We start from the raw sequence: 14759 nt of genomic DNA, 5'->3' as shown, positions 1-14759 counted from the left end.
AGAAGGTCAATAGTTTGGCATAAAGTAAATCGCCAAAAAATATAGCCAATTATTTGACGTCATACGATTTATAAACTACGCACCTCCCAGGCTGATGAAATCCATCGGGTCTCAGCCTCAGGAACACCCACAGAATGGATCGCCGGAGAAATCTTCAATGAGCAGTGTTGTTGCAATCGTCAAAAGCATTGTTGGCCAAGTTTTCGTCATTTCTCCGGAAGGTGCCCGTCGGGTGCTGGTCGAGGGTGATCGCCTGTTTACCGGCGATCAGATAGACACCGGCATGTCGGGCGCCGTGAGCCTGGAGCTGGCCGATGGCCGCACCCTGGACCTGGGCCGTGATACCCAGTGGAGCGCCACCGCGCCCGACTCCAGCACTGACCTGGCCCAAGCCACCGCACAGGCCGCGCCTTCGGTTGCCGAACTGCAGCAGGCCATTGCCGCAGGCGCTGACCCGACCACCGACCTGGAAGCCACCGCCGCAGGCGCGACAGCTGCTGGCACTGGTGCTGCGGGTGGCGGTCACAGCTTTGTGATGCTCGATGAGACCGCAGGCTCGGTCGATCCCACCATTGGTTTCCCGACTGCTGGCCTGGGTTTCGGTACCAATGCGTTGACCAACGAACTTGGCGGGCAGCCGACCGACCCACTTACGGCCGCACCTTTGCCGTCGACCCTGTCCCTGAGCGCTACACCGACCATCACCGAAGCCGGCGGCGTGCTGACCTACACCGCCACGGTGACCCAGCCGTCCACCAGCAACCTGACCGTCACCCTGTCCAACGGCGCGGTGATCACCATCCCGGCCGGCCAGGTGACCGGCTCCGTCAATGTGCCCCTGGCACCCAATGACAGCCCGTACATCGATCCAAGCCAGATCAGCGTCACCGTCACCGGCACCACCGGCGGTAACAACCTGATCGTGACCGTCGACCCGACGCCGGCAGTCACGCAGATCACCGACACCATCGACACCACCACCGTGACCCTGACCGCAGGCGAAACGGTGACCGAAGGCGGCCAGATCACCTACACAGCGACCCTGACCAACCCGGCGCAGACTCCGGTCACCATTACCTTGAGCAACGGCTCGGTAATCACCATTGAGGCGGGCAAGTCCACCGGTACGGTGGTGGTCGATACGCCGGCCAACGACGTCTACAACAATGGCAGCACGGTCAGCACCACCATTACCGGGGCAACCGGTGGCAACTTCGAAAACCTGGTGCCTAACACCACACCCGCCGTCACCACGATTACCGACTCGGTCGATGACACCGGCCTGACCCTCACCGCCACCAATACCGTCACCGAAGGCGGCCAGATCACCTACACCGCGACGCTGACCAATCCGGCGCAAACCCCGGTGACCGTGACCTTGTCCAACGGCTCGGTGATCACCATCAAGGCCGGCGAATCCGTTGGCACCGTGGTGGTCGATACCCCGGCCAACGACGTCTACGTCAATGGCAGCACCGTCACTACGACTATCACCGGGACCACCGGTGGCAACTTTGAAAACCTGGTGCCCAACACGACGCCAGCCGTTACGACCATCACCGATTCGGTCGACACCACCACCGTGACACTGACAGCGCCAGGCGATGTCAGCGAAGGCGGCCAGATCACCTACACCGCGACGCTTTCCAACAAAGCGGACACCGACGTTACGCTGAAGCTCGATAACGGTTCGACCATCATCATCAAGGCGGGTGAAACCGTTGGCTCCGTCACCGTCGATGCTCCGGGCGATGATGTGTTTGTCGACAAAAGCACGCAAACCGTGAAGATCGTCGAGACTAATGGCGGTAACTTCGAAAAACTGGAAGTGGCCGGTGACGGCGCTACCACCACCGTGAACGACACCATCGACAAGGTCGATGTGGTCCTGACGGCGACTACCACCGTGGGCGAAGGCGGCCAGATCGTTTACACCGCATCGCTGGTGGACAAGGCGGGTAACCCGGTCACCAACACTACCAACCCGTTGACCGTGACCCTGGACAATGGCCAGACCATCACCATTGGCGTCGGCCAATCCGCGGGCACTGCCAGCACTGTTGCGCCGAACGATGTGTATGAGGGCAACCAGACCGTCACCACCGCGATCACCAATGTGACCGGCGGCGCGCATTTCGAGAACCTGGTACCTGGCACCACGCCGGTCAACACCACCGTGACCGACACACCCGGCACCACCGACACCACCACCGTCACCCTGACCGCACCCGGCGAGGCCGACGAAGGTGGCAACATCACCTACACCGCGACCTTGAGCAACAAGGCCGGCAGCGACCTGACCCTGACCTTGAGCAATGGTGATGTCATCACTATCGCCAAGGGCGAGACCACAGGCCAGGTGACGTCCAAGGCACCGAGCGACGACGTATTCAAAGATGCGGGTCCGATCAACGTCACGATCAATCCGGACTTTGTGGGTGGTGGTTTCGAGAAGCTTGATATCGCTCCGGGTGGGGCGACGACGCAGATCAACGACACCATCGACAAAGTTGATGTGGTGCTGACTGCTACCAAAACCGTGGGTGAAGGTGGTGAGATCGTTTACACCGCTACCTTGGTGGATAAGAACGGCGCACCGGTGACTAATATCACCAGCCCAGTGACTGTGACTCTGGATAACAACCAGGTCATCACCATTGGTGTGAACCAGTCGAGCGGTACCGTTTCGGTTGTGGCTCCGGATGATGTGTACAAAGGTGATCAGACTGTTACTACCGGCATCAAGGAAGTAACGGGTGGTGAGCACTTTGAAAACCTGGTTCCGGGCACTGACAAGGTCACCACGACTGTCACCGACACACCGGGCACCGATAACACCACTACCGTCACCTTGACCGCGCCAGACGCCGTCAACGAAGGCGGCACGATCACTTACACCGCTACCTTGAGCAACAAGGCTGACACTGACGTCACGCTGACACTCGACAACAAACAAACCATCACCATCAAGGCGGGCGACACCGTTGGCACCGTGACGGTTGATGCTCCAGGCGATGACGTGTTCATCGACAAGAGCACCCAGACGGTCAAGATCACCGACACCACTGGCGGCAACTTCGAGAAGCTCGTGGTGGCTGGCGATGGCGCAACGACGCAGATCAACGACACCATCGACAAGGTCGATGTGGTCCTGACCGCGACCAAAACTGTCGGCGAAGGCGGCGAGATCGTTTACACCGCCACCCTTGTGGATAAAAACGGTGCACCGGTGACTAACACTACCGGTCCGCTGACTATCACCCTCGATAACAAACAGGTCATCACCATTGGTGTGAACGAGTCGAGCGGTACTGTCTCGGCTGTAGCGCCAGACGATGTGTACAAAGGCGATCAGACTGTTACGACCGGCATCACTAAGGTCACCGGTGGCGAGCACTTCGAGAACCTGGTTCCAAATACTGACAAGGTCACTACGACTGTCACTGACACCCCAGGTACCGATAACACCACTACCGTGACCCTGACGGCTCCGTCGGAAGTGAACGAAGGCGGCACGATCACCTACACCGCTACGCTTTCTAATAAAGCGGATACCGACGTCACGCTGACACTCGACAACAAACAAACCATCACCATCAAGGCTGGCGACACCGTCGGCACCGTGACGGTTGATGCTCCAGGCGATGACGTGTTCATCGATAAGAGCACCCAGACCGTCAAGATCACCGACACCACTGGCGGCAACTTCGAGAAGCTCGTGGTTGCAGGCGACGGTGCGACGACGCAGATCAACGACACCATCGACAAAGTCGATGTGGTCCTGACCGCGACCAAAACCGTGGGTGAAGGCGGCGAGATCGTTTACACCGCGACTTTGGTTGATAAAGACGGTAAGCCAGTCCTCAACACTACCGGTCCGCTGACTGTCACCCTCGATAACAAACAGGTCATCACCATTGGTGTGAACGAGTCGAGCGGTACTGTCTCGGCTATAGCGCCAGACGATGTGTACAAAGGCGATCAGACTGTTACTACCGGCATCACGAAAGTCACCGGTGGCGAGCACTTCGAGAACCTGGTTCCAGGTACCGATAAAGTCACCACCATCGTGACCGACACACCGGGCACCGATAACACCACTACCGTCACATTGACCGCGCCAGACGCCGTCAACGAAGGCGGTACGATCACCTATACCGCGACGCTTTCTAATAAAGCGGATACCGACGTCACGCTGACACTCGACAACAAACAAACCATCACCATCAAGGCGGGCGACACCGTCGGCACCGTGACGGTTGATGCTCCAGGCGATGACGTGTTCATCGACAAGAGCACCCAGACGGTCAAGATCACCGACACCACTGGCGGCAACTTCGAGAAGCTCGTGGTTGCAGGCGACGGTGCGACGACGCAGATCAACGACACCATCGACAAAGTCGATGTGGTGCTGACTGCCACCAAAACCGTGGGTGAAGGCGGCGAGATCGTTTACACCGCGACTTTGGTTGATAAAGACGGCAAGCCAGTCCTCAACACTACCGGTCCGCTGACTGTCACCCTCGATAACAAACAGGTCATCACCATTGGTGTGAACGAGTCGAGCGGTACTGTTTCGGCTGTAGCGCCGGATGATGTGTACAAAGGCGACCAGACTGTTACGACCGGCATCACTAAGGTCACCGGTGGCGAGCACTTTGAGAACCTGGTTCCAGGTACCGATAAAGTCACCACCATCGTGACCGACACACCGGGCACCGATAACACCACTACCGTCACATTGACCGCGCCAGACGCCGTCAACGAAGGCGGCACGATCACTTACACCGCTACCTTGAGCAACAAGGCTGACACCGACGTCACCCTGACGCTCGATAACAAGCAAACCATCACCATCAAGGCGGGCGACACCGTTGGTACAGTGACTGTTGATGCTCCGAGCGATGACGTGTTCATCGATAAGAGCACCCAAACCGTCAAGATCACCGACACCGCTGGCGGCAACTTCGAGAAGCTGGTGGTTGCTGGCGATGGCGCCACGACGCAGATCAACGACACCATCGACAAGGTCGATGTGGTCCTGACCGCGACTAAAACTGTCGGCGAAGGTGGCGAGATCGTTTACACCGCGACTTTGGTTGATAAAGACGGCAAGCCAGTCCTCAACACTACCGGTCCGCTGACTGTCACCCTCGATAACAAACAGGTCATCACCATTGGTGTGAACGAGTCGAGCGGTACTGTCTCGGCTGTAGCGCCAGACGATGTGTACAAAGGCGATCAGACTGTTACGACCGGCATCACTAAGGTCACCGGTGGCGAGCACTTCGAGAACCTGGTTCCAAATACTGACAAGGTCACTACGACTGTCACGGACACCCCAGGTACCGATAACACTACGACTGTGACCCTGACGGCTCCGTCGGAAGTGAACGAAGGCGGCACGATCACCTACACCGCTACCTTGAGCAACAAGGCTGACACCGACGTCACCCTGACGCTCGACAACAAACAAACCATCACCATCAAGGCTGGCGACACTGTCGGTACCGTGACGGTGGATGCTCCAGGCGATGATGTGTTCATCGATAAGAGCACCCAGACCGTCAAGATCACCGACACCGCTGGCGGCAACTTCGAGAAGCTCGTGGTTGCAGGCGACGGTGCGACAACGCAGATCAACGACACCATCGACAAAGTCGATGTGGTCCTGACCGCGACCAAAACCGTGGGTGAAGGCGGCCAAATCGTCTACACCGCTACCCTTGTGGATAAAAACGGCGCTCCGGTGACTAACACCACCGGCCCGCTGACTGTCACCCTCGATAACAAACAGGTCATCACCATTGGTGTGAACGAGTCGAGCGGTACTGTTTCGGCTGTAGCGCCGGATGATGTGTACAAAGGCGACCAGACTGTTACGACCGGCATCACTAAGGTCACCGGTGGCGAGCACTTTGAGAACCTGGTTCCAAATACTGACAAGGTCACTACGACTGTCACGGACACCCCAGGTACCGATAACACTACGACTGTGACCCTGACGGCTCCGTCGGAAGTGAACGAAGGCGGCACGATCACCTACACCGCTACCTTGAGCAACAAGGCTGACACCGACGTCACCCTGACGCTCGATAACAAGCAAACCATCACCATCAAGGCGGGCGACACCGTCGGCACCGTGACGGTTGATGCTCCAGGCGATGACGTGTTCATCGATAAGAGCACCCAAACCGTCAAGATCACCGACACCGCTGGCGGCAACTTCGAGAAGCTGGTGGTTGCTGGCGATGGCGCCACGACGCAGATCAACGACACCATCGACAAAGTCGATGTGGTCCTGACTGCCTCCAAAACTGTCGGCGAAGGTGGCGAGATCGTTTACACCGCGACTTTGGTTGATAAAGACGGTAAGCCAGTCCTCAACACTACCGGTCCGCTGACTGTCACCCTCGATAACAAACAGGTCATCACCATTGGTGTGAACGAGTCGAGCGGTACTGTCTCGGCTGTAGCGCCAGACGATGTGTACAAAGGTGATCAGACTGTTACGACCGGCATCACTAAGGTCACCGGTGGCGAGCACTTCGAGAACCTGGTTCCAAATACTGACAAGGTCACTACGACTGTCACTGACACCCCAGGTACCGATAACACCACTACCGTGACCCTGACGGCTCCGTCGGAAGTGAACGAAGGCGGCACGATCACCTACACCGCTACGCTTTCTAATAAAGCGGATACCGACGTCACGCTGACACTCGACAACAAACAAACCATCACCATCAAGGCTGGCGACACCGTCGGCACCGTGACGGTTGATGCTCCAGGCGATGACGTGTTCATCGATAAGAGCACCCAGACCGTCAAGATCACCGACACCACTGGCGGCAACTTCGAGAAGCTCGTGGTTGCAGGCGACGGTGCGACGACGCAGATCAACGACACCATCGACAAAGTCGATGTGGTCCTGACCGCGACCAAAACCGTGGGTGAAGGCGGCGAGATCGTTTACACCGCGACTTTGGTTGATAAAGACGGTAAGCCAGTCCTCAACACTACCGGTCCGCTGACTGTCACCCTCGATAACAAACAGGTCATCACCATTGGTGTGAACGAGTCGAGCGGTACTGTCTCGGCTATAGCGCCAGACGATGTGTACAAAGGCGATCAGACTGTTACGACCGGCATCACTAAAGTCACCGGTGGCGAGCACTTCGAGAACCTGGTTCCAGGTACCGATAAAGTCACCACCATCGTGACCGACACACCGGGCACCGATAACACCACTACCGTCACATTGACCGCGCCAGACGCCGTCAACGAAGGCGGTACGATCACTTACACCGCTACCTTGAGCAACAAGGCTGACACCGACGTCACCCTGACGCTCGATAACAAGCAAACCATCACCATCAAGGCGGGCGACACCGTTGGTACAGTGACTGTTGATGCTCCGAGCGATGACGTGTTCATCGATAAGAGCACCCAAACCGTCAAGATCACCGACACCGCTGGCGGCAACTTCGAGAAGCTGGTGGTTGCTGGCGATGGCGCCACGACGCAGATCAACGACACCATCGACAAGGTCGATGTGGTCCTGACCGCGACTAAAACTGTCGGCGAAGGTGGCGAGATCGTTTACACCGCGACTTTGGTTGATAAAGACGGCAAGCCAGTCCTCAACACTACCGGTCCGCTGACTGTCACCCTCGATAACAAACAGGTCATCACCATTGGTGTGAACGAGTCGAGCGGTACTGTCTCGGCTGTAGCGCCAGACGATGTGTACAAAGGCGATCAGACTGTTACGACCGGCATCACTAAGGTCACCGGTGGCGAGCACTTCGAGAACCTGGTTCCAAATACTGACAAGGTCACTACGACTGTCACGGACACCCCAGGTACCGACAACACTACGACTGTGACGTTGACGGCTCCGTCGGAAGTGAACGAAGGCGGCACGATCACTTACACCGCTACCTTGAGCAACAAGGCTGACACCGACGTCACCCTGACGCTCGATAACAAGCAAACCATCACCATCAAGGCTGGCGACACCGTCGGTACCGTGACGGTGGATGCTCCAGGCGATGACGTGTTCATCGACAAGAGCACCCAGACCGTCAAGATTACCGACACCACTGGCGGCAACTTCGAGAAGCTCGTGGTTGCAGGCGACGGTGCGACGACGCAGATCAACGACACCATCGACAAAGTCGATGTGGTGCTGACTGCCACCAAAACCGTGGGTGAAGGCGGCGAGATCGTTTACACCGCGACTTTGGTTGATAAAGACGGCAAGCCAGTCCTCAACACCACCGGCCCGCTGACTGTCACCCTCGATAACAAACAGGTCATCACCATTGGTGTGAACGAGTCGAGCGGTACTGTCTCGGCTGTAGCGCCAGACGATGTGTACAAAGGCGATCAGACTGTTACGACCGGCATCACTAAGGTCACCGGTGGCGAGCACTTTGAGAACCTGGTTCCAAATACTGACAAGGTCACTACGACTGTCACTGACACCCCAGGTACCGATAACACCACTACCGTGACCCTGACGGCTCCGTCGGAAGTGAACGAAGGCGGCACGATCACCTACACCGCTACGCTTTCTAATAAAGCGGATACCGACGTCACGCTGACACTCGACAACAAACAAACCATCACCATCAAGGCCGGCGACACCGTCGGCACCGTGACTGTTGATGCTCCGAGCGATGACGTGTTCATCGATAAGAGCACCCAGACGGTCAAGATCACCGACACCACTGGCGGCAACTTCGAGAAGCTCGTGGTTGCAGGCGACGGCGCCACGACGCAGATCAACGACACCATCGACAAAGTCGATGTGGTGCTGACTGCCACCAAAACCGTGGGCGAAGGCGGCCAGATCGTCTACACCGCTACCCTTGTGGATAAAAACGGCGCACCGGTCACTAACACTACCGGTCCGCTGACTATCACCTTGGATAACAAGCAAGTCATCACCATCGGTGTGGACAAATCGAGCGGTACTGTCTCGGTTGTGGCTCCGGATGACGTGTACAAAGGCGACCAGACTGTTACGACCGGCATCACGAAAGTCACCGGTGGCGCGCACTTCGAGAACCTGGTTCCAAATACTGACAAGGTCACTACGACTGTCACGGACACCCCAGGTACCGACAACACTACGACTGTGACGTTGACGGCTCCGTCGGAAGTGAACGAAGGCGGCACGATCACTTACACCGCTACCTTGAGCAACAAGGCTGACACCGACGTCACCCTGACGCTCGATAACAAGCAAACCATCACCATCAAGGCTGGCGACACCGTCGGTACCGTGACGGTGGATGCTCCAGGCGATGACGTGTTCATCGACAAGAGCACCCAGACCGTCAAGATTACCGACACCACTGGCGGCAACTTCGAGAAGCTCGTGGTTGCAGGCGACGGTGCGACGACGCAGATCAACGACACCATCGACAAAGTCGATGTGGTGCTGACTGCCACCAAAACCGTGGGTGAAGGCGGCGAGATCGTTTACACCGCGACTTTGGTTGATAAAGACGGCAAGCCAGTCCTCAACACCACCGGCCCGCTGACTGTCACCCTCGATAACAAACAGGTCATCACCATTGGTGTGAACGAGTCGAGCGGTACTGTCTCGGCTGTAGCGCCAGACGATGTGTACAAAGGCGATCAGACTGTTACGACCGGCATCACTAAGGTCACCGGTGGCGAGCACTTTGAGAACCTGGTTCCAAATACTGACAAGGTCACTACGACTGTCACTGACACCCCAGGTACCGATAACACCACTACCGTGACCCTGACGGCTCCGTCGGAAGTGAACGAAGGCGGCACGATCACCTACACCGCTACGCTTTCTAATAAAGCGGATACCGACGTCACGCTGACACTCGACAACAAACAAACCATCACCATCAAGGCCGGCGACACCGTCGGCACCGTGACTGTTGATGCTCCGAGCGATGACGTGTTCATCGATAAGAGCACCCAGACGGTCAAGATCACCGACACCACTGGCGGCAACTTCGAGAAGCTCGTGGTTGCAGGCGACGGCGCCACGACGCAGATCAACGACACCATCGACAAAGTCGATGTGGTGCTGACTGCCACCAAAACCGTGGGCGAAGGCGGCCAGATCGTCTACACCGCTACCCTTGTGGATAAAAACGGCGCACCGGTCACTAACACTACCGGTCCGCTGACTATCACCTTGGATAACAAGCAAGTCATCACCATCGGTGTGGACAAATCGAGCGGTACTGTCTCGGTTGTGGCTCCGGATGACGTGTACAAAGGCGACCAGACTGTTACGACCGGCATCACGAAAGTCACCGGTGGCGCGCACTTCGAGAACCTGGTTCCAAATACTGACAAGGTCACTACGACTGTCACGGACACCCCAGGTACCGACAACACTACGACTGTGACGTTGACGGCTCCGTCGGAAGTGAACGAAGGCGGCAAGATCAATTACACCGCTACCTTGAGCAACAAGGCTGACACCGACGTCACCCTGACGCTCGATAACAAACAAACCATCACCATCAAGGCGGGCGACACCGTTGGCACCGTGACGGTTGATGCTCCAGGCGATGACGTGTTCATCGATAAGAGCACCCAGACCGTCAAGATCACCGACACCGCTGGCGGCAACTTCGAGAAACTCGTGGTTGCAGGCGATGGCGCAACAACGCAGATCAACGACACCATCGACGATGTAAAAGTTGTGCTGACCGCCACCACCAACGTCGCCGAAGGCGGCCAGATCGTCTACACCGCCAGCCTCGTGGACAAGAACGGCGTGGCCGTGACCAACGTGGGTTCGGACCTGGTGATCAAGTTGGACAACGACTTGATCATTACCATCGGTAATGGCAAGACCAGCAGTACCGCCAACTTCACCGCGCCGAATGACTTCTACGTGGGCGCCAAGGATATTTCCGCCAAGATCACTAACGTGGTCAGCGGTGGCGACAAGTATGAAAACCTGATCCCGGTCGGTACTCCAGTCGTCACCAAGGTGACGGACGTGACGAGCAACACCGTGATCAGTATCGCGGGCGATACCTCGGTTACCGAAGGCCAGACTGCTCACTACACGTTGAACCTGACCCAGCCGGCGCAAACCGAAGTCACGGTGACCCTCTCGTACAAAGGCGTGGCCCAGGACGGTTCAGACTTCAACGGCGTGTACACCGTGAAGATTCCAGCCGGCCAAAGCAGCGCGACGTTCGATATCAAGACCATCGACGACAAGCTGACCGAGCCTACGGAGAAGTTCGAGATCAGTATCTCCGGGACCTCCGGCGGTAACTTCGAGAACCTGGCTGTCAGTACCACCAACGGTAAGATCGAAACATCGATCATCGACAACGATGCACCGCCGGTTATCGACCTGGATGCCAACAATTCCAGTGGCGCCACCGGGAACGACTTCAAGACTACGTTCACCGAAGGCGGCACTGGCGTGTCGATTGCTGACACCGACATCACAATCACTGACCCGGACAGCACCCAGCTGACGGGCGCCACGGTAGTGCTGACCAATACTCAGCCGAGCGACTCGCTGGACTACAGCAAGGTCACCGGTTTGAACGTGACCTCGGTCACGGACCCTGTCACCGGCAAGGTCACCCTGACCCTGACCGGTACGGCGTCGCTGGCTGACTATATGCAGCAGATCAAGAACATCACGTTCAGCAACAGCAGCGACGACCCGAGCACCACGCCACGGACCATCACCGTGACGGTGACCGACGGCGGCAACTACTCGAACGTGGCGACCACCACCGTCAACGTAGTGGCGGTCAACGACGCACCGGTTGCCACTGGCGGCGCCGTTACCGGCACCGAAGACACATCGCTGAAGCTGACTTGGGCCAATTTCGGGGTCACCGATGTGGATTCGCCGCAGGCCAGCCTCGGGGTGAAAATCACCGAGCTGCCAGTCGCCGGCAAGCTGCAGTACCTGGCAGCGGACGGCACTACCTGGACCAACGTGACAGCCGGGCAGACCTTCACCAAGGCGCAGATCGACGGCGGCCAGTTGCGCTTCACGCCAAACGCCAACGAATCCGGAGCCGACGGCTACGGCGGCACCGGTGTGGGCAACAAACAGGCTGACTACGCACAGTTCAAGTTCCAGCCAACCGATGGCAAGGACCTGGGCACCAGCGCTACCGTGAAAGTCGACATCACTCCGGTTGCAGACGCGCCGACCTTGAGCGTTGCCGATAACAACATCGCCTCGGTCGGCCTGACCAAGCAGAGCTGGAACAGCATTGCCAACCTGGGCACCAACGGTAATGGCGCCTCGCCGACCGTGTTGAAAAATGCGATCGATAACGCCGGAACGCCTAACAGCACCGTGGTAGCGACCGACGTTACGTCTACTGCCGACGTACCTGGCGGCGCCGGGTCGAAAACCTCCGGCCTGATCTACCTGGAAGCTGGCAAGACCTATACCTTCAGCGGCTATGGCGATGACAGCATCCTGATCAACGTCGGCGGCAAAGACGTGGCCAGCGGTACCTGGGGCTCGAACTCGGGCCAGTTCAGCGGTACCTACACCCCGACCAGCAATGGCTACTACAGCATTGATATCTACCATGCCAACCAGTCAGGTCCCGGCAGCTATGACGTCAACCTGTCGGTCAACGGTGGTGCAACCACTAACCTGAGCAATACCAACATCCCGATCTACACCGGCATCAACGACCTGATCAGCGCCGGCGCGCAAGTGTCGGATCTGCACGGCACAAACGGCCAGGGTTACTACGACGCGTACAAGCTCAACGAAGGACTGGAAAACGGCACGGTCAAACTGACCAAAGTCACCACCGGCCTGACCGATACCGACGGTTCGGAAACCCTGAGCGTGAAGATTGGCAGCATCCCGGTGGGCGCAGTGCTCAGCGACGGTGCCGGTCATACTTTCACAGCGACCCAGGGCCATACCGAAGTGGACGTCACCGGTTGGAACCTCAACAACTTGAGCCTCAAGCCACTGCCTTACACCAGCGGTCAGTACAACCTGACCGTGACGTCGACCTCCACCGAAAGCCTCGGCGGCTCGGCCACAACCGTGGCCAACCTGCCGGTCAAGGTGTACCCAGCGGTTTATAGCGGGAGCACGGCGACTTCGGGCGATGACAACGTCACCGGTACCAGTGGCAACGACATTATCGTGGGTGACGTTTCGGGCCTGAACGTGGTTCAGGGCAAGAACTACAACATTGCGTTCATGATCGATACGTCGGGCAGTATGGGTTCGGACTCGGTGGCGGCGGCGAAAGCCTCGCTGACCACCGTGTTCAACTCACTGAAAAACAGTATCGGCGCCAGTACCTCTGGCACCGTGAACATCTTCCTGGCGGACTTCAGTGACCAGGTCAACCGCACGGTTACCGTCAACCTGAAAGACCCAGGTGCGCTGGATGCGCTGCAGAAAGTCCTGGATAAGATGGTGTCGACCGGCGGGACCAACTACGAAGACGTGTTCAAGGCTGCGTCCAACTTCTTCAAAAGTGGCCAGGCGACTGGTAACACGGACGCAATCAACACCACGTACTTCATCACCGATGGTCAGCCGACGTTCTACCAGCGTTCCGAGCAGACCAACCCGACTCTGTATGGCAACGTCAAGCTCGATGACGTCGTTAACATGAACAACTACACCATAGGTACCGCCACCCAGATCAACATCGACTCGAATCACTACCTTAAGATCAACTCTATCGGTGAGGTGACCCTCTGGACCAACGGCTCGTCGTCCTACAAGGGCGTCATCCATGCCCAGGGCGATGGCACCTATGAGATATCGGTTCTTGACGGTTATGGTAACTACACCGATACAGCCACTACTACCAACTCCCAGAATGCGTTCGCACTGCTCAAAAGCCTGTCCTCAGGTGGCGTAGAAGCCATCGGCCTCAACAGCGGGGTCAGCCTGAATCAGTTGGCACCGTACGACAGCGATGGCAAGCCACAAAGCAACATCGATCCGAAGGACTTGGCCAACGCCATCCTCGGTCACAGCGAGGCTACCCTGCCGGGTGCCGACCGTGTCGATGGCGGTGACGGCAATGACATCCTGTTCGGCGACCTGGTGAGCTTCCCGGGCATTACCGGCGAGGGCTACAACGCTATCCAGTCCTACGTGGCAGGGAAAAACGGCGTGGCGGTTGCTTCTGTCACCGGCCAGGATGTGCACAAGTACATCACCGAGCACTACAACGAGTTCAACACCTCGGGTGCCAAAGACGGTAATGACACCCTGCTGGGTGGCTCGGGTGATGACATCTTGTTCGGCCAGGGCGGCAACGACTACCTGGACGGTGGCAAGGGCAACGACATCCTGTTGGGCGGTACCGGTAACGACACGCTGATCGGCGGCCAGGGCAATGACATCCTGATCGGCGGTACCGGTGCCGATACCTTCGTCTGGAGATCCGGTGACGTCGGCAACGACGTGATCAAGGACTTCAAGGCCTCGGAAGGCGACCGTATCGACCTGCGTGACCTGCTCAAGGGTGAAACCGACAGCACCATCGACAACTTCCTGAAGTTGACCACGGTGGATAACGTGACCACGCTGCAGATCAGTTCCGAAGGCAAGCTCAACGCTGACGGCGGCCTGGCCAATGCGGATGTGACGATCAAGCTGGAAGGTAACAACTGGTCCGGCCAGACGATCAATTCGTTGATCAGTGGTGCTGACCCGACCATCAAGGTCGATCACACCTAAGCTGAACCACTGAACCGGCCGCCTCTTGAGG

General features: G+C 57.7%; 1 protein-coding gene. It reads left to right on the top strand.

Annotated features, from left to right (window positions below; genetic code table 11):
* Window positions 1–157 precede the first annotated feature (157 nt).
* Window positions 158–14728, top strand: a complete 14571-nt coding sequence (locus JTY93_RS00645) for a retention module-containing protein (protein WP_205518965.1) — start codon at window positions 158–160, stop codon at window positions 14726–14728.
* Window positions 14729–14759 lie beyond the last annotated feature (31 nt).

Origin of the sequence: Pseudomonas hygromyciniae (genome assembly GCF_016925675.1) — a bacterium.
GTDB lineage: Bacteria > Pseudomonadota > Gammaproteobacteria > Pseudomonadales > Pseudomonadaceae > Aquipseudomonas > Aquipseudomonas hygromyciniae.
Note: the sequence above shows the minus strand (reverse complement) of the source record. Positions and strands in the feature narration are given on the sequence as shown.

Coding starts and splice junctions, on each gene's coding strand:
- JTY93_RS00645 (WP_205518965.1), top strand. CDS start 158: ATGAGCAGTGTTGTTGCAATCGTCAAAAGCATTGTTGGCCAAGTTTTC.